Origin of the sequence: Cognatishimia sp. F0-27, from assembly GCF_020667845.1 — a bacterium.
Taxonomy (GTDB): Bacteria; Pseudomonadota; Alphaproteobacteria; order Rhodobacterales; family Rhodobacteraceae; genus JAFMPQ01.
On sequence record NZ_JAFMPQ010000041.1, the window covers coordinates 24,390 to 42,591 of the forward strand.

The window sequence follows — 18,202 nt, forward strand, 5'->3', positions numbered from 1 at the left end:
TGCGGGGTCTTGCGGTGCGGGTGCCATCGCCGCGGGGTCGTCTGCGCGCGGCAAGAACACCGCGCGCCGGGTCAGAACCGCGGCCGGGTTCACGTGAAGCGGTGCGCGGGGAGCGCATCGGGCTCCCACGTTCGACAAGTCATACAGTCTCCGGTTCCGCATCGGGCGATCCGACATGTGGCGCGATCTTAGCATCCCGCAGCTGAGCGTGTCGCTGAAAAACTGTGCTGTGACGCCGGGAGAGGCCGGTTGTGCCTTTTGCAGACCGGATTTGCCGCAGGCCGGGGCGTCGTTGCCAGTGGGGCCGGGCGCCATGCGGCGCAGCCGCGGCGCGGGTGCAGCCCATCACGGCTGCGGCAGCGGGTGTCAGGCGGCGCCAGCGTCCAAGCCCGCAATATGCGACAGAACCTGTTCAAGCAGGATCTCGGGGCATTCCTCGGGGATGGCGTGGCCGCAGGGAAGCGCCAAGCCACGCACATCGCGCGCTTTTTCCTGCCAGGTCGCGACCACATCGTAAAGCTGCCCGACCACGCCATCGCGCCCCCAGAGCGCCAGAACGGGGGCCATGACGGTGTGCGTGGCGTCCGCCGCGTCATGGTCGAGATCAATGCTCGCCGCCGCGCGGTAATCCTCGCAGATCGCATGAATGGTGGCTGGATCGTCGTAGCAGCGCAGGTATTCCGCGAACACCGTTTCAGAGACCGCGCCGGATGTCTTGACCTGGCCGTTGATGTGGCGGCGCAGGAAGTAGGCGGGGTCCGCGCCGATCATCCGTTCCGGCAGGTCGGCGGGCTGGATCAGGAAAAACCACCAGAAATACCGCGTGGCGAACTCCTTGTCGGTGCGCGCATACATCGTGGCGGTGGGCGCAATGTCGAGCAGGGTGAGCGACGTGACGCGGGCGGGATGGTCGAGCGCCATGCGGTGCGCTACCCGTCCGCCGCGATCATGGCCGATGACATGGGCCTTGGCGACCCCGAGCGCATCGAGCAGAGCGATCTGGTCGCGCGCCATCACCCGTTTCGAATAAGGCATGTGCCGCGCGTCGCTTGCGGGGGCGTCGCTGTCGCCATAGCCGCGCAGGTCCGGCGCAATCACACGATACCCGGCCGCGACAAGCGCGGGTGCGATCTTGCGCCAGACCACATGGGTTTGCGGATGGCCATGCAGCAAAAGGATTGCTGGCCCGTCCCCCGCGACGGCGTAGTGGATGCCAACCCCGTCAAGCGGCACCTTGTGCAGCTCGAACCCTTGCAGGAATGGCGACGGCTGCGCCATCAGACGCGCGAAACCGCGTCTGCCACGGCCGCACCGCAGGCTTTTGTGTCCGCCGTGCCGCCGAGATCCGCGGTGCGCAAGGCCGGGTTGGCCAGAACCTCCTCGATGGCGCGGATGATGGCGGCGGCGGCCTCTGTCGCGCCGAGATGATCCAGCATCATTGCCCCGGCCCAGATCTGTCCGATCGGGTTCGCGATGCCCTTGCCAGCGATGTCGGGCGCTGAGCCGTGCACCGGCTCGAACAGCGACGGATGCGTGCGCTCGGGATTGATATTGCCGGACGGGGCGATGCCGATGGTGCCGGTGCAGGCCGGTCCGAGATCCGACAGGATGTCGCCGAACAGGTTCGAGGCCACCACGACGTCAAACCAGTCCGGGTGCAGCACGAACTGGGCGGTGAGAATGTCGATATGGAACTTGTCGACCCGCACGTCGGGATAGGCCTGTGCCATCTCGGCGACCCGTTCATCCCAATAGGGCATGGTGATCGAGATGCCATTCGACTTGGTCGCGGAGGTCAGGTGCCCGCTGCGTCGCTGCGCCAGATCGAAGGCGTATTTCAGGATGCGGTCGACGCCGGTGCGGGTCATCACGGTTTCCTGGATCACGACCTCACGGTCGGTGCCCGGGAACATGCGCCCACCGATGGAGGAGTATTCGCCTTCGGTGTTCTCGCGCACGATCATCATGTCGATATCGCCGGGTTCACGCCCGGCAAGGGGCAGCGGCACGCCCGGCATGGCCCGCGCGGGGCGCAGGCTCACATATTGGTCGAATTCGCGCCGAAACTGGATCAGCGAGCCCCAGAGCGAAACATGATCGGGCACCGTCTCGGGCCATCCGACCGCTCCGAAAAAGATCGCGTCGGACCCGCTGACGCGGTCTTTCCAATCCTCGGGCATCATCCGGTCGTGGGCGGCGTAATACTCCGCACAGGCGAAATCGTGATGGGTGAAATCAAAGGAGAGACCGAAGCGGCGCGCGGCGGCTTCAAGAACGCGCACCCCCTCCGGCATGACTTCCTTGCCGATCCCGTCGCCGGGGATGACGGCGATTGCGAAGCTGTCTTGTGTCATGACTCATCCTGTTTCTTGCCGTGCATCGTCAGAGGTGCAGGCGCGCGTGGCCGGGAATGGCCGGGTGGCCCAATGGAAGCGGCCGGCGGCCGGTTTGCGCCGCCGGATTTCTGCGCGATGCGCGCTCAGTGGATCATGGGGCCGATTGGCCGCCCGGAGCAAGGACATTGGAGCCCTGAATGGCTGCAATCACCGCGTCCGTCACCTCCTTGGTGGTGGCGGTGCCGCCCACGTCCGGGGTGACGATGCCCTCGGCACAGACGCGTTCCACCGCCGCCATGAGCAGGGCGCTCGCTTTGTTTTCGCCGAGGTGGTCGAGCATCTGGGCCGCGGTCCAGAAGGTCGCCACGGGGTTTGCAATGCCCTTCCCGGTGATGTCGAAGGCAGAGCCGTGGATCGGCTCGAACATGGACGGGAAGCGGCGCTCCGGGTCGATATTGGCGGTGGGCGCCACCCCAAGGCTGCCGGCCAGCGCGCCGGCGAGATCGGAGAGGATATCGGCGTGCAGGTTGGTGGCCACAACCGTGTCAATGCTCTTGGGGTCCTTGACCATGCGGACGGTCATGGCATCGACCAGCATCTTGTCCCATGTGACATCGGGAAATTCCTGCGCCACTTCGGCGGCGATCTCGTCCCACATCACCATGCCGAAGCGCTGGGCGTTGGATTTTGTCACCACCGTCAGCAGCTTTCGGGGGCGCGACTGTGCAAGCTGGAAGGCGTAGCGCATGATGCGGGTCACACCCACGCGCGTGAAAATGGCGACCTCGGTGCCGACCTCTTCGGGCAGGCCGCGATGGGCGCGTCCGCCATTTCCGGAATACTCGCCCTCGGAATTCTCGCGCACGATCACCCAGTCCAGATCACCGGTTGTCACATCGCGCAGCGGCGAGGTCACGCCGGGGATGATCTTCGTTGGTCGAACATTGGCGTATTGGTCAAAGCCCTGACAGATCGGCAGGCGCAGGCCCCAGAGCGTGACGTGGTCGGGCACATCCGGCGCCCCGACAGCACCGAAATAGATGGCGTCAAAAGGCTTGAGGGTCTCGAGCCCGTCTTCGGGCATCATGACGCCGTGTTTCTTGTAATAATCCGAGCCCCAATCGAAGGTTGTGACCTCGAAGGCCAGGTCACCCATCCGTGCGGCGAGCGCATCGAGCACAGCGGTGCCCGCGTCGATCACCTCCGGTCCGATTCCGTCGGCGGGAATTGCGGCAATACGATAGGAGGTCATGGTGTGGCCTTTCGCGGTTGGGGTTCTGGGCACTCCGCGCCACGGCGTGGCGCGGGTGGCGCGGGGGCTTTGCGTGCACCGCTATGGCGCGACCGGCGCTCTTGCCGCAATGGTCATAAGATTATATAATTTATGTGTATAATCGGAGGGAATATGGAACTGCGCCAGTTGCGATGCCTGATCGCGGTCTCTGAAACGCTCCATTTCGGTCGCGCCGCGCAGGCGATGGACATGCTGCCTGCGTCCTTGGGCCGGCATATCCGTATGCTTGAGGACGGGCTCGGTCACCGTTTGCTTTTGCGCACGACGCGCAGCGTGTCGCTGACCCCGGAGGGGCGCGCGTTTGTCCGGGCCGCGCGGGATATCGTGGAGCGCGCAGACCGGCTTGAGGCGCGGTTCCGGGACGTGCCGCAGGCGCAGAGCAAGACCTTGCGGGTCGGAGCGATCGACAGCGCGGCAGCGGGCCTCATGCCGCAGCTTTTGCCGCGCTTTCGCGACGCGATGCCGACGGTGGACGTGGAAATGCTTGAGCAAAAGACAATTCGGCTCTTGCCACGAATCCTGTCAGGCAGCCTCGACCTTGCCATCATCCGGCCACCGGAGACGCGCGACCCGCGGCTTGAGTTCCGCCCGTTGTTTCAGGAAACCGCGGTGGTTGCGGTGCCGGAGAACCATCCCCTCGCGGCCCGCGCGGCCATCCGGGTTGCGGATATGGCCGGTGCGCCGTTGATCGTGCCGGACCGGCGCTCGCGCCCACACAGCCATGATCTGACGATGACGCTTTTTGCGCAGGCGGGCCTGACTGCGCGGGTTGCCCAGATTGCCCAGGAAAAACAGACCATTGTCAGTCTCGTCGGGTCCGGGGTCGGGCTGGCCATCGTGCCGAAATGGGCCTCCCGGCTTGCGGTCGGGGGCGTGCGGTTTGTCGATCTGGTGCTGCCCGATGGCAAGACGCCGCGCGAACTGGCGCTGTATGCGGTGTGGCTGCGCGATACGCGCAACCCGCTGCGCGACCGCTTCATCGAAATCCTGACGCAGGATCTCGAACGTCTCAGCGCCAGCGGCTAACAGCAGCAGCACCGTCCCGTGCCGCTTGCCCGGCCGTGGGGGCGGGCGCGATTGACCCGCTGCGCGGTGTCGCAAAACGCCCGGACGCCGCTGACGGTTCTGGCGCGGCGCCGCTTGGAGTCGCTATGCGATGGTCCGCGTGCGCGCGGTGCCGCGTCGCGGACGCTCCGCGAGCGACTGTTGGATCAGCAATAGCCCTCCGGACCGTTCCACTGGTCGGCGGAATAGCGGTCCCCGTGGGCCCAGCCGACGGGCATGATCCCGTCAAGGGTCGCGGCGATATCGGGCGTCAGCACAAAGTCGCTCGCGGCGGCGATGGCGTCGAGATGGGCCGCCGAGCGCGTGCCCGGGATCGGGATCACATGCGGCCCGCGCGACAAGCACCAGGCAAGCGCCAGCGTGGCCGGGGCGATGCCGAGATCGCGGGCGAGGGCGTGAAAGCGCTGCGTCACCTCCCGGTTATGGGAGAAGTTTGGCTCCTGAAAGCGGGGATTGCGCCGCCGCCAGTCGCCATCCGCGAAGCGCGCGGGGTCGAGCGCATCCTGCGCGAACATGCCTCGCCCAAGCGGGGAGTATGGCACAAGGGCCACGCCGCTTGCGGCACAGGCCTGGATGAGGCCAAGTTCGGGCTGGCGGGTCCAGAGGGAGTATTCGCTCTGAACGGCATCCACCGGTCCGACGGCCAAGGCCCGTTTCAGCGAGGCGGGAGCGATCTCCGAAAAGCCGATGCCGCCGATCTTGCCTTCCTCCTTGAAGGTCAGCAGCGTCTCCATCACCGCTTCGATTTCGACCGACGGGTCGCGGCGATGCACGTAAAAAAGGTCAACCCGGTCGACGCCGAGCCGCCGCAGGGAGCCTTCGAGTTCCGTCCGCAGATAGGCGGAGGTGTTGTTGAAGCCGCGGTTGCCATGGGTCGCATCGCGCCAGATACCGGCCTTGGTGGCGAGCGTGATGTCCGCGCCTGTCGAGCGCAGAAACGCCCCGATCATCGTCTCTGACTGGCCGAAACCATAGATGTTGGACGTGTCGAAGAAGGTGATGCCGAGGTCCACGGCACGGGCCATGGTCTGCTGGGCTTCGGCATCGGAGGACGGGCCGTAGAACCCGGTGAAATTCATGCAACCAAGGCCGATTTCAGGAACGGACTGACCGGTTTGCAAAAGGGATCGTGTCTTCATGTCGGAGCCTTTCCCGTTGGGTGGTCAAACGCGGCGTTACCGCTTGCGGGCGCGGCCCCGGGGGCAATGGATGGCCCGGGGCCGCGCCGTTTTCTGGGCCGTGATGTGGTGCATGACGGGCATAAATCCAGCACGCCGCCACCCGGTTGAACCGCGCCGGACACAGCGCTGGCAAAGGTGCGCCTTGTAAGGCGATACTTTTAGAGTGTCCGGGGCAATACACGGGCGGGATGGCTTGGGCGCCGGTGGTCTTCCGCGCACACCACATGGTCATTCGACACGGCATGACGGCGAGCGCATCGACCCCCAAACCCGGAAGGGTTGCGCATTTCAGACTGGACACCGTGCGTCTCCCGGCGTCTATTCCCCGCAGGAGCGGACCCGTTCAGCGCGCGGCATCCTCGCTCTGGCTTCATTTTCCAAGATCGGATTTTCAGTGCCCTTTATCAGTGTCGGCCCTTCGGGCCAGAACCAGATCGTTTCCCTGTCGTCGGTAGGTGTTCGGTCCGGGGAGTGGTTTACGGTTGTTCCGGTGGGCGAGTTGGAGCAACGGGATTCGACCAGAACAACCACCGCAGTGGTCCTGACGTTTGACGACACGATCTTTTCCGCCAATTCGGTGTTGAACTCCGGGGCGGGTTTGTTGCTGCAAGAGAACGGCACCGATACGGTGCTGGTTCGCTCGGCCTCGCGCAATGCGCTCAACATCGATCTTGATGGCGATTTCGGGGTGTTCATAGATCCCATTGGGTTGTTTTCGGACGAAGACGATGTAGTCACTCTGGATAACGCGACTGTCGCGATGACCATCCAAACGGTTCAGGAATTTACGACGTCTTTTTCTACCTTGAGTGAGATCTTTCTTCGGGCGGGCGCGGGTGCTGATCGGGTCGAGATCATCGGTACGGTCGGTCAGATCGTCGGCGACATCTCCGGCACAGAGATCGGGTCGTCGTTTTACGGCGAGGACGGCAACGACACGATCATTGGCTCCGGAAATGAACGCCTCGTACTCTTTGGCGGGCCGGGCAATGACGTGCTCGAAGGGGCGGCAGGCGATGATCAGCTTGATGGCGGGGTCGGCGATGACGGCATTCTCGGGCTGGATGGGAACGACTTCATACGCGGTGGGGAGGGCGACGATTTTGCCCTTGGCGGCCCCGGCGATGACCGTTTGCTCGGGGGTGAAGGCGACGACAACATGGCCGGGGATGGCGGCAATGATACGATTCACGGTGGCATAGGCGGCGCTGATGAGTTTTCCGGCCATGACCGCCTGCGCGGTGGCGACGGAATTGACGAGATCTATGGCGAAGACGGCGATGACGTTCTGGAAGGCGGGGCCGGAGATGACCTGCTTTATGGCAATGAGGGCAACGACGCGATTGACGGCAATACCGGAGATGACAGCATCATCGGTGGCGTCGGGGATGACATCCTTGATGGTGGGGCGGGGAACGACACGCTGTACGCCGGAGAGGGCGATGACCGTCTCGATGGATGGGACGGCAATGATCAACTCTATGCTGAGGAAGGCAATGACACGCTGTTTGGTGGCGATGCCGATGACACACTGAATGGTGGGGTCGGCAACGATTCCCTGAACGGTGATGCGGGCAATGACCGGCTGCTTGGTGGAGAGGGTGACGATACGGTCCGCGGTGGCGACGGCGATGACGAAATTCAGGGTGGGTCCGGCGCCAATCTGCTCGATGGCGGCGCCGGGAATGACGAAGTCTATGGCTCGTCCGGCAACAGCAGGATTTTGGGCGGTGCGGGCAATGACCGGGTGTATTCGGGAAATGCCGGGGGTGACCTTCTCGATGGCGGGACTGGCGATGACTCGCTTGGAGGACAGGGCGGCGGCAACAGGCTGCTTGGCGGCGACGGACAGGATTCGCTGACTGCTGATGGTGGCGAAACACATCTCGATGGCGGGCTTGGCGATGACACGCTGCAGGCTTCGGGCAGCGACAACGCGCTTTTCGGCGATCTCGGCGATGACCTGCTGGAGGTTTATGACGGCGGCAACAGGCTGCTTGGCGGGTTTGGCGAGGATACGCTGATTTCGGGTGCCGGTGACAATTATCTCGATGGGGGGCGCGGCGACGATCTGCTTCAGGGCGGTCCGGGCAACGACACGCTCAACGGCCTGTTCGGCAACGACACGATGACTGGTGGCAGCGGCGATGACGAGTTCTTTGCGGCCTTTGGCAATGCGGTGATCGATGGTGGCCTCGGCAACGACACGGCTCTGTTCTCGTATACGATTGAGTATGTGGCGGTTCTCAACACGGATGACGGGCTGCTTTTCATCGCGCCCGAGGGGCATGTTCGGGTGCAGAATGTCGAGACGTTCTTTGTCAACGGGATGATTGTCGATGCGCAGGCGCTGCTGCTGACCCCGCACCCGGATCTCGAGATCGACGGCACGCCCGATGCGGATGACGTCCTTGGCGCCGACGGCGATGACACGATTGATGTGGGGGCTGACAGTGATTCCGTGCAGGCGGGCGATGGCGATGACCTCGTTCTGGGCGGGGTCGGGTTTGATACGCTGCTTGGAGAGACCGGAAGCGATACGCTGAGGGGTGGCAACGGGTTCGACAGCCTCGATGGCGGCGATGACGATGATCTTTTGCAGGGCAATTTCGGCAATGACACGCTGGAGGGGCGCGACGGCGCGGACACGCTCGAAGGCGGGCTTGGGTTCGATTGGATCGACGGCGGCGCGGGCGACGATTTTGCGCAGGCGCGCGACGGGTTCGACACGCTGCGAGGCGGGGCTGGCGCCGATACGCTGCAGGGCAACAATGGCAATGACAGCCTCGATGGCGGGGCAGGGGACGACGTTCTCGAAGGCGGGCTTGGCGCCGATGTGATGGCAGGCGGTGACGGCGATGACCGGCTTTCAGGGGCCAACGGGTTTGACACGCTGCGCGGGGGCGCGGGCAATGACACGCTGATTGGCAATGCGGGCAACGACCGGATTGCGGGCGGTCTCGGGGATGACCGGTTGCAGGGCGGACTCGGGGCGGACATTTTTGTGTTTGATGCCGGTGCGGATGTGATCGTGGGATTCCAGCCCGATATCGACGCGGTGGAGATCGCCGCGGTGCTTCTGGGCGAGGTCGCGCCGGGACCGGAAGATCTGCGCGGCTATGCAAGCCTGACCGATGATGGCTGGGTGATCCTCGATTTCGGCAGTGGCAATGCGCTGACATTTCTGGGGGTGAGCGATATCGACGCGATCCTCGACGACATGCGCTTTTTCTGAGCAAGAACAGACGGCTTGAAGCGGTCATCCACCCGGAGGTGGGGTCGTAGCCTTGAGCGTGGCATGATCCATTGTGCTGGTTTTCGTCGCTGTCCGTGGTTGCTCAACATGAACATCGAGATGCCTTGGCGCCATACCAGCGGTCGTTGGGCATCTCGTCCCTAGGGAAAGCCTGATACTCTTGCGGGTCCTCGCTGGCCCGGATTGTGGTCGTGGCCAGCGGAAGTCGTAGATGCCATGTCTTGACCTGCTGAGATACGCATGAGGATTCATCCTGTGTCACACCTCTGTGTCACACCACTTCAACATCCAGCTATACTATTGGACTGCAAGGTATTGGTGGAGCCTAGGGGGATCGAACCCCTGACCTCTTGCATGCCATGCAAGCGCTCTCCCAGCTGAGCTAAGGCCCCATCGCCGCGTCCCTGTCGGGTCGCTGTGCGCGGGTGATTACGCAAAGCCGCCGCCGGGATCAAGCGGAAATCGTGCTTCTTGGTCCGCTTTTCTTGCACAGCGCCGATCCGTCCCGTGCCCAGCGGTTCACGACAGGCAAACCTGTCTGCCCGGGCCGCGGCCGCGTCGGCGGATGCTGCGCAACGCAGGGCTGGTGTGGGGCGCATCGGAACAAGCCCCCGCGCTGTCTCGCTGCGTTGTGGCCGGGCATACCGAGAAAGGGCAGGCGAGCGGCGTGACCATATCCTGCGGGCCCGTTCGATACCCCCAAAAAGGCATGCGCACGCCACTCCGGCAGCCACCGGGCGCTTGGGGATCAGGAAACGAACAAGGCCCCGGATTGCTCCGAGGCCTTCGATCATGTGCGTTTGACGCTTTGTCAGGTGGCAAAGGCCACAATTGCGTCAGCTGTCGTCGTCGCTTTCCGATGCGACATCGGCGATTTCGTCCAGAGAAACGTTGTCGTCGTCCTCATCCTCAAGAACATCGTCGTCGTCCAGATCAACATCGACCTCGTCTTCGACCAGATCGTCCTCGGTGGCGTCAACGGCCTTGCTCTTGGCGGCCTTGTCTTCGGAGTCGGCGGCGATCATCGATTTCTTGCCGGTGTCGAGGTTGACGACCTCGCCGGTATAGGGGCTCACGATCGGGTCGCGGTTCAGGTCATAGAAACGCTTGCCGGTGGTCGGGCAGACGCGTTTCGTGCCCCATTCTTCCTTGGGCATGGGATGTCCCCTTCCAGGTCTTGTCCAGTCTCTTTGGTGGCCCGGGCCAGATTGGCCGGATCGTGTCGTGCGCACTTGGCACAATCCGCGTCCCCTGCCATAACGAACCAAGGCTGTCAAAGCCTTTGGCAGAAAACTCCGGATCAGGGCGATATGGGGCAGATCAGGCTTCCGGGCAACCCACCGATTGATGTTTCGCTACGCCGCTCCGCACGGGCGCGGCGGTTGTCGTTGCGCCTGTCGCAGCTTGACGGGCGCGTGACGCTGACCCTGCCGCGGGCGGTCTCGGAGGCGGAGGGGCTGGCGTTCCTCTCCGACAAGGAGTCTTGGTTGCGCACGCATCTCGACAAGCGCGCGGCGTCGGTCACCGTGTCGGAGGGCGCGGTGATCCCAGTGGAGGGCCGCGCTTGCCGGGTTGTGTCGACAGCCGGGCGACGGGTGCGGCTCGAGGGGGATCTGCTGCATGTGCCGGGGCCGATGGGGCCGCGCTTGCAGGGATGGTTGCGCACGCTGGCGCGGGACCGGCTGGCCAGCGCGTCGGATCGCTATGCCGCGCGGCTTGGACGTCCTTACAGCAAGCTAACCTTGCGCGATACCCGGTCGCGCTGGGGGTCGTGCACGGCGGCGGGGGGGCTGATGTATAGCTGGCGGCTCATTCTCGCGCCGCCGGACGTGCTGGATTATGTTGCCGCACACGAGGTTGCGCACCTCGCCGAAATGAACCACTCGCCGGCCTTCTGGGCCACGGTTCAGCGCCTCTATGGCGACTGGCAGACCCCGCGCGCATGGCTGCGGCGCGAGGGCGCGGGGCTCCACCGGTATCGCTTTGACCTGTCCGACGAATGAAGACGGGGCGGTCGCCGGTCCCGCACCGGCGCGGCCCACATCGTGGCCGGATACAGGCAGCGCGGGCTGGCGCTGCCGCGTGCCGGAGCGGACAGCCGCGCGGTTTGAGCAGGGTCGTGGCACGATCTGAGGCGCTCGGGATTGGGGAGTCCCGGCCGGGGCCGACGCGCCATTCCCTCTTGACGGGCTGACGGTTCCGGGCGAACCATCCACGATGCACGCCATACCCCGCATCGCAGAAGCCACACCCTCCGCCCATGACCGGGTGTATCGCGGATTGCGCACGCGGATCATGCACGGCCAGATCGAGCCGGGACGCGCACTCACACTGCGGGGCCTTGGCCGGGAATTCGATGTTTCCATGACGCCGGCCCGCGAAGCGGTGCAGCGGCTCGTGGCCGAAGGGGCCTTGTCGATGTCCAGTTCGGGCCGCGTCTCCACGCCGGAACTGAGCAACGAGCGGATCGAGGAATTGGCAGCGCTGCGGTCCCTGATCGAGGTGGAGCTGGCCTCAAGAGCCTTGCCGCGGGCGCATATCGCGTTGATCGAGCGGCTTCAGAGCATCAATGCGACGATTGCCGATGCGGTCTCCAACCGGGATGCGGTCGGCTACATCCGAACCAATCTCGAATTCCACCGAACGCTCTACCTGCGGGCGCAGGCCCCGGCGATGCTGGCCATGTGCGAGACGGTGTGGCTTCAACTCGGACCAACCATGCGCACCCTTTACGGGCGTCTGAACCGCACCGAAGCGCCGCAATTCCATCGATTGATCGTTGCGGCGCTGAAGGCCGGGGACGAGCCGGGGCTGCGCCTTGCCGTGCGCTCGGACGTCACGCAGGGATTGCGGATGCTTGCCAGCTAGGGCGTGCGCCGTCGAACGGGTCTGATGGTCAGGGGACCGCGCGGAACCGGCGTTGACACGGAGCTTTGGGGTCCGGTGTCGCGTCGATCTGATGATGCGCTGAGACCATGGATGCTGCCCGCTGGGGCGCTGCCGCAGCTGATCGGTGCGCTGGGCTCCTTTTGCCCCTCCCCAAGAAGCTGGTCAGAGGTGTTTGGTGTCCGAGGTGGGTGGAGTCGTGTTGCCCCGTGTGCGGGTCGCGGATCACAGCGGTGCGGCGGGGCGCAAAACGGCGCGCAACCGGTGCGTTACGCGGTCGACATCGCGCGCGCCAGGCGACCGTTCACGGGCTGGCGCTTTTACAGAGGCCAAAGCAGGACTGCCGCCCTCCGATCGTCTCGGTGCGGCTTGGCCGGTTGTCGGGCAAGTGGTTTGCCGTTGGCACGCCCGCCGGTTAGCCCGGCGAGCCCTCCACCACACCTCTCCGGTCATTGAGGGACACGAAGAACACGGCGTCAGGGCGCGACCGGCCCCCTCCGGACGCGCACCGCGACATAGCGAAGGCCGGCACAGTGCTCAGGCGGAGAAACTCAGGCCGTTGCGGCGCCCAGAGCGGTGTTCATCAACTCGGTGATGGTGGCCTTGCCGGTTTGCGCAACGATGCGACCGAGTTCCTGATCGCCCTTCAGAACGACAAGTGTCGAGCGGCGCGGAATCCGCAAGCTCTTGACCAGATCGGAGCGGCCATACTGGTCCCAGTCGACGTCGATGAACGTGATCGCCTGTTCGTAGGCCGGATTTTCCGCCTTGAGCGCATTGAGGACGCGTTCCTGTGCGGCGCAGGTGGAACACCAGCTGGCCTTGAATTCGAGGAACACGGTGTCGCCGGCAGCGAGACGCTCCTGCACCAGACCGGGTTTGTAGGCGAGCGGCGCAGCCAAAGCGACGCGCGGCAGGGCAAGGCTCGCGCCCGCAAGGGCGAGGAAGTGTCGACGATCCATGGACTATCTCCTTTTCAAAGTGCGACGGAAAGATCGATGAGCCAGGCGGGGAAAACGCCGATCATCCAGGCTTCGATCATGTGGTGTATGTTGAACAGGATCCCGACGCCGACCGCGATAAACACGCCGCCAAGGATCGGGCGGGCGGATCCCGCCATCCGGCGGAGGGCCGCGTTCCAGCGCCCGGTTGCGCCGCGCGTGGCATAGGCAAGGCCGAGAATGAGCGTCGAGACACCGAGCGCGAAGGCGGTCATGATCGCACCGGCCCAACCGAGGCTCTGACCGGTGGACGCCAGCGCGATGGCACCGCCCAGCGTTGGACCGATGCAAGGGCTCCAGACTGCGCCCAGCAGGGCTCCAGCTGCAAATTGCCCACCGAGGCCAGTTCGATCCACCCGATCGATCCCGGCATCGGCCCGCGCGGACAGACCAGCCGTGGCGCCTTCGAGAATGGCACCCGCCCGCGGGACCAGAAGCGCGAGACCGAAACCAACCATGACAAAGGCGCCGATCCGGGAAAGCATGTCGACGTCGAGGCCGATGAGGTGGCCAAATGCCGTCACCAGAAGACCGAGGGTGACAAAAGACGCCGACAGACCGGCCGCCATGGCGAGCGGGCCGAACCGGTCTGCCTGAAGCGCACTGGCGACAACGATCGGCAGCACCGGCACAACACAAGGGTTGATCAGCGTCAGAAGCCCCGCGCCATATGCAAACAGCAATTCCATGACGCGGTGATTGCCCGTGTGCGGTTTGCTGTCACGCAACGATCTTCTGACGGGGCCTCACATGGTTGTCAGTTCGCTGACACAAAGGCAAAGCGCGTCCCGGATGAAAGCGCGACAGCGGGCGCCAGGACACGCGCCCGACCCATGCGCGCGATGGTGTGGGAAGGGCACGCCGCGCGCGAGCGGGAGTGACCGCGGCACGGGGGCCGGCGGGTCCGCTGTGGCGCAGGATGGGCGGCTTCGCGAAGAGGTGCCGCATGAGCCGGGTGCCCGGATCGCTCGGGCGCAAAAGCGGTCCGCCCCCTGATCGCAACATGGCGCTGCCATGAGGACAAGCGAAAACCGGAGCAGATGGGACATCCGCTCCGGCGTGATGGTGAGCCCTTGCAGAGCCTTCACCTGCTTTTCGGTGCGTTCGAAACGCCAACCGGACGGGCCGCAACTGGTATGCTGCGCCCCGCCAGTGTCACGCGTCAGCCGACAAGGCCGTTATCGCTGCGCTTGACGGTGATGATCGCCGAGCGCGGCAGACCGTTGCCGTCGGGCCAGGAGCCGCCCGGGTGCTGGATGCCGACAAACATCGTGCGGCGGTCCGCCGACCATGTCAGGCCCGTAACTTCGGAGCCTTTCGGGCCGGTCAGGAAGCGCGCAATCTCGCCCGTCACGGGGTCGCCCACCAGCATCTGGTTGTTTCCCATGCCCGCGAAGTCTTCTTCGTTGCCGTCATCGCCGTCGGTCTGGATCCAGAGCAGGCCGGTGCTGTCAAACGCCATCCCGTCGGGTGAGTTGAACATGTTGCCCGGCGTGATGTTGTCCGACCCGCCATAGGCGTTGTTGTAGACGGTCGGGTTGCCCGCCATGACGTAGAGATCCCAGTCGAACGTATCGGACGCGTGATCGTCGTCATGCGGACGCCAGCGCACGATCTGGCCATAGTGGTTCGTCTCGCGCGGGTTGGGGCCGTTGACGGATGTGTCGTCGCCGCCCGCGTTGGGTTTGACGCCCCGGTTGCGGTTGTTTGTCAGGCAGCAATAGCCCTCGACCGCGTGCGGATTGGTGGCGATCCATTCAGGGCGATCCATCGTCGTGGCACCGACCGCCGAACCCGCCTTGCGCGCAAAGCTCAGCACTTCGGCAAGCGAGGCCATGCCGGTTGTTTCCGGTGTCAGCGCCTTCCATATCCCGGTCTGATCGTCATTGAAGACCGCGGCATAGAGCGTGCCGTCATCGAGCAGGCCTTCGGTCGAACCGCCGGGCGTGTAGGTGCCGTTGGAGACGAACTTGTAGAGGAATTCGCCGCGCTCGTCGTCGCCCATATAGACCACCACGCGACCGTCTGCGGCCAGAACCACCTCGGCATTCTCGTGCTTGAAGCGGCCCAGACCGGTGTGCTTGACCGGGGTGCTGTCGGGTTGGGTCGGGTCGATCTCGACAACCCAGCCTGCGCGATGCGGCTCGTTGGGGTTCTTGGAGGTGTCGAAACGCGGATCCCACTTGTGGTAGTCATAGCCCCAGCCATCGGTGCCGATGCCATAGCGTTCGAAACCTGCCTGCACCATCTCGTCATAGCTGGCATCGGCGTTGGTGGAGCCGAAATAGCCGTTGAAGTTCTCTTCGCAGGTCAGGTAGGTGCCCCACGGCGTCTTGCCCGAGCCGCAATTGTTCATCGTGCCGAGCGACAGCGTGCCGGTGGGGTCCGCGTCGGTCTTGAGCAGATCATGCCCGGCGGCCGGCCCCGCGATGGCCATTTCGCTGTTGTGGTGAATGCGCCGGTTGAAGGGGCTGTCGATCACGACGGACCAGCCGTCTTCGCCTTCGGCCACTTCCATCACGGTCACGCCCTGAAGATTCTGCAGCCGCGTCACGTCACCCGCATCCGCAGGGGTGCCTTCGTTGGCGGCGGGCATGTTGATCTTGCGGTTGGTGTATTCGTGGTTGACCGCGATCAGTTGCTTGCCGCGATAGATGAAGCTCTCCATCCCGTCGGTGTTCTCGCCGAACACGCGGTCGGAGCCTTCGACCGGGCCGCCCTCTGACACGTCGTATCCGTTGGCATCGGAGAACAGCGGGTCGCCCCAGCGCGTCAGCACCTTCCACTCGTAACCGTCCGGTACATGCACGTCGAAATCCGTCGCGATGTCGATCGGCGTGAAGGCAAAGCGGTTGCCCATGGCGGCGGATTGCGCTTGCGCGGACGAGGACCCGAGCAGCCCAGTGCCCATGACCGCCGCGCCGGACCCGAAGGCGAGAACGCCGCCCAGAAACCCGCGGCGCGAGATGGCGCGCTCGACAACCGCGTCGAACTCGTTGTCTTCGGAGCGCGGAAAATTCAGCTCGTCCCAATCGTCGGCGCTGATGTCTGTGTGATCGATGTCTTTCATGGTGATCCCCCTGTCGGATTCGCATTCGGCAATGCCGACCCTGTGGCCGGCCTGCTGTCTGGCGAATAATGGCGCCGCGTTTCAGCTGCATGACAGTAGAGTAACACAATTATGACGCGAGTTGGCGCCGTGCGCGGCGTTCCGCCGGGCACCCATCTGGGCCATGGCCGGGAGGCGCGGCGGAACGTCGTGCGATCCGGAGCTTACGCGCAGGAGCGGTTTCGAAAACGGCTCTCCATCACCGCGTCAAACTGGTGACGCAGGGCAACGTCAAGGTCGTCCATCGTGACGGGCAGTCCCAGATCCACAAGCGAGGTGACGCCGAAATCGGTGATCCCGCAGGGCACGATACCGTCGAAATGGCTCAGATCGGGTTCCACGTTGATGGAGATGCCATGAAAGCTGACCCACTTGCGCAGCCGGATGCCGATTGCCGCGATCTTGTCTTCGGCCATGCGCCCGTCGGGCAGGGCAGGGCGGTCCGGGCGTTCGATCCAGACGCCGACGCGGCCGTCGCGAATGTGACCGGTCAAGCCGAATTCGCCCAGCGTGGCGATCACCCAGGCTTCGAGATCGCGGACGAAACAGCGCACGTCGCGCCCGCGTTTTGCAACGTCGAGCATGACATAGACCACGCGCTGGCCCGGCCCGTGATAGGTATATTGTCCACCGCGCCGGGTCTCGAAAACCGGAAAGCGGTCCGGCTCGCGCAGATCCTCGCGGCGCGCGGAGGTGCCGGCGGTGTAAAGCGGCGGATGTTCAAGAAGCCAAACGCATTCATCCGCGTCGCCGGCTGCGATGGCCGCGGCGCGATTTTCCATGAATTGGAGGGCGTCTTCGTAGCTGGTCAACCCGTCTGAAATTTTCCATTCCACCATGGTCTTCCGGGCCTGTGCCCGTCTCCCTGATTGTCGCGCAGGCGCGGTTTTGCGCGGCCTTGGCCGCAATAAGGGCCGAGCGGTTTTGCAGGACACAAGGAGGCAGCCGCTGTGCCCCGGGGCGGATCCTTGCAGCCCGCATCCCTGTTCTGAGTCATTATCTGGCGGGATGGCATGGGGCGCCTTGCTTGTCCAGCGCGGGGGCCGCTTGTGAAGTGTGTCGAAGGCCGTGTGGTCACGCAAGCGTTGGGCGCATCGGCCCACTGTCGGAATGATACAGCGCCGGGGACAGACCGAGACGGGCGCTCTGCGCGCCGCTGATTCCGCCAGAGCGCCATCACAGCCGGGTGCCTCAGGCCCTTCGCGGCCTGCACGGAGTGACAGGCTGCGCTGCGTTAGGGTTGCGACTGACAGGGCGCGCGGCGGCGGGGGCCGGAAAGCGAGGAATTTCAGGCCGTTCGCGCTCGCGATGTGGCCTGAGCCCGGCGGGCTTCAGGGGAATGCAAAATCGGTGCTTTTTTCCTCTTCACATCCGCTGCGCGCTTATGTAGAGACGCCCCACCAAGCCTGACAGTGCGGTCGTGGCGGAATTGGTAGACGCGCAGCGTTGAGGTCGCTGTGGGGTAACTCCCGTGGAAGTTCGAGTCTTCTCGACCGCACCATCACTCTCCCGATCATGAAGCGAAGCGAATTCGGTATTCATCACCGAGAGCGAGAGTGCTGTGATACATTCGATGCTCTGACCGTCGTTCAGGCACTAGTGCTGCAACCGTTTTGCACCAAATCACGGTGTAGAAGCCTATGGGCGCCTCATTAGGCAAGCCTTGTCCCGAGACCGGGATGAAGCCGAAGCCTATGCAAAACGTCCGAGTGACGGTGTTGCAGGATCATGGAGCGGTGCATCATTCGTTATTTCACGACTGTGAGCCCTGACCTCAGCGCGTCGCATGCGAGTCACTTTGCGGATTCGGGGGCAAATTGACACGCAACGCTTGCCAGCGTGAAAGACCGGAGCGCCAGTGACGCAAAGCAGCCGATTTGGAAGCGCGTGTGCCATTCCCGCGCTGCGCACTCTTCCCGCCCGCCATATTTTCCGGCACCCGGCCTCTGTTTCCGCTGCCGGTGCTGCGGTTTTCAGGTTTAGCAACTGTATTTCTCAGACAGTCTGAGAAGTCCATTTTTGTCCTGACTTGACGAGGGCATTTGCGATTGTGGTGAGTTTTCGAGCGACGGCT

General features: G+C 64.3%; 14 protein-coding genes and 2 tRNA genes. 5 read left to right on the forward strand and 11 right to left on the reverse strand.

The window, feature by feature from the left end; translation table 11 throughout:
- Positions 1–366: 366 nt before the first annotated feature.
- The 3 genes from J1C49_RS18365 to J1C49_RS18375 form a co-directional block, all read right to left on the reverse strand.
- Positions 367–1,278, reverse strand: a complete 912-nt coding sequence (locus tag J1C49_RS18365) for an alpha/beta fold hydrolase (protein WP_227447300.1) — start codon at positions 1,276–1,278, stop codon at positions 367–369.
- Positions 1,278–2,354, reverse strand: a complete 1,077-nt coding sequence (locus J1C49_RS18370; protein WP_227447301.1) for a tartrate dehydrogenase — start codon at positions 2,352–2,354, stop codon at positions 1,278–1,280. Before J1C49_RS18370 ends, J1C49_RS18365 begins: the two co-directional genes overlap by 1 nt.
- A 133-nt stretch (positions 2,355–2,487) precedes the next feature.
- Positions 2,488–3,588: a tartrate dehydrogenase gene (locus tag J1C49_RS18375; protein ID WP_227447302.1), complete on the reverse strand. Its 1,101-nt coding sequence runs from the start codon at positions 3,586–3,588 to the stop codon at positions 2,488–2,490.
- Between the two features lie 153 nt (positions 3,589–3,741).
- Between J1C49_RS18375 and J1C49_RS18380 the strand changes: the two genes are divergently transcribed.
- Positions 3,742–4,656 (forward strand): LysR family transcriptional regulator, encoded by a 915-nt coding sequence (locus tag J1C49_RS18380; RefSeq protein ID WP_227447303.1) that lies wholly within the window; start codon positions 3,742–3,744, stop codon positions 4,654–4,656.
- 185 nt (positions 4,657–4,841) lie between these two features.
- On the opposite strand, the gene J1C49_RS18385 is transcribed toward J1C49_RS18380, so the two are convergent.
- On the reverse strand, positions 4,842–5,834 hold the full coding sequence (locus tag J1C49_RS18385; protein WP_227447304.1) for an aldo/keto reductase: 993 nt from the start codon (positions 5,832–5,834) through the stop codon (positions 4,842–4,844).
- A 436-nt stretch (positions 5,835–6,270) separates the two neighbouring features.
- On the opposite strand from J1C49_RS18385, the gene J1C49_RS18390 reads away from it, so the two are divergent.
- Positions 6,271–9,111, forward strand: a complete 2,841-nt coding sequence (locus J1C49_RS18390) for a calcium-binding protein (RefSeq protein ID WP_227447305.1) — start codon at positions 6,271–6,273, stop codon at positions 9,109–9,111.
- Between the two features lie 337 nt (positions 9,112–9,448).
- Here J1C49_RS18390 and J1C49_RS18395 read toward each other — a convergent pair.
- Both J1C49_RS18395 and J1C49_RS18400 read right to left on the reverse strand, forming a co-directional pair.
- Positions 9,449–9,524, reverse strand: a tRNA-Ala gene (locus J1C49_RS18395).
- 444 nt (positions 9,525–9,968) lie between these two features.
- Complete coding sequence (locus J1C49_RS18400) at positions 9,969–10,289, reverse strand: TIGR02300 family protein (RefSeq protein WP_227447306.1); 321 nt, start codon at positions 10,287–10,289, stop codon at positions 9,969–9,971.
- 153 nt (positions 10,290–10,442) lie between these two features.
- On the opposite strand from J1C49_RS18400, the gene J1C49_RS18405 reads away from it, so the two are divergent.
- Together J1C49_RS18405 and J1C49_RS18410 are read left to right on the forward strand one after the other, a co-directional pair.
- Positions 10,443–11,135 carry a M48 family metallopeptidase gene (locus J1C49_RS18405; protein ID WP_227447307.1) on the forward strand — a complete coding sequence of 231 codons (693 nt, stop codon included), beginning with the start codon at positions 10,443–10,445 and terminating at the stop codon, positions 11,133–11,135.
- Between the two features lie 214 nt (positions 11,136–11,349).
- Entirely contained in the window at positions 11,350–12,000 is a 651-nt protein-coding gene (locus J1C49_RS18410) for a GntR family transcriptional regulator (protein WP_227447308.1), read from the forward strand.
- A 569-nt stretch (positions 12,001–12,569) separates the two neighbouring features.
- On the opposite strand, the gene J1C49_RS18415 is transcribed toward J1C49_RS18410, so the two are convergent.
- The 4 genes from J1C49_RS18415 to lipB all read right to left on the reverse strand — a co-directional run bounded on the left by J1C49_RS18415 (position 12,570) and on the right by lipB (position 17,231).
- On the reverse strand, positions 12,570–12,980 hold the full coding sequence (locus J1C49_RS18415; RefSeq protein ID WP_227447309.1) for a thioredoxin family protein: 411 nt from the start codon (positions 12,978–12,980) through the stop codon (positions 12,570–12,572).
- Between the two features lie 14 nt (positions 12,981–12,994).
- Positions 12,995–13,708 (reverse strand): cytochrome c biogenesis CcdA family protein, encoded by a 714-nt coding sequence (locus tag J1C49_RS18420; protein WP_227447310.1) that lies wholly within the window; start codon positions 13,706–13,708, stop codon positions 12,995–12,997.
- A 473-nt stretch (positions 13,709–14,181) separates the two neighbouring features.
- Positions 14,182–16,089 carry a PhoX family phosphatase gene (locus J1C49_RS18425; RefSeq protein ID WP_227447311.1) on the reverse strand — a complete coding sequence of 636 codons (1,908 nt, stop codon included), beginning with the start codon at positions 16,087–16,089 and terminating at the stop codon, positions 14,182–14,184.
- A gap of 203 nt (positions 16,090–16,292) precedes the next feature.
- Complete coding sequence (gene lipB / locus J1C49_RS18430) at positions 16,293–17,231, reverse strand: lipoyl(octanoyl) transferase LipB (protein WP_370639433.1); 939 nt, start codon at positions 17,229–17,231, stop codon at positions 16,293–16,295.
- 311 nt (positions 17,232–17,542) lie between these two features.
- On the opposite strand from lipB, the gene J1C49_RS18435 reads away from it, so the two are divergent.
- Positions 17,543–17,629, forward strand: a tRNA-Leu gene (locus J1C49_RS18435).
- A 273-nt stretch (positions 17,630–17,902) separates the two neighbouring features.
- Here J1C49_RS18435 and J1C49_RS18440 read toward each other — a convergent pair.
- On the reverse strand, positions 17,903–18,202 hold a 300-nt coding region (locus J1C49_RS18440; protein WP_227447312.1), incomplete at its 5' end, for a hypothetical protein.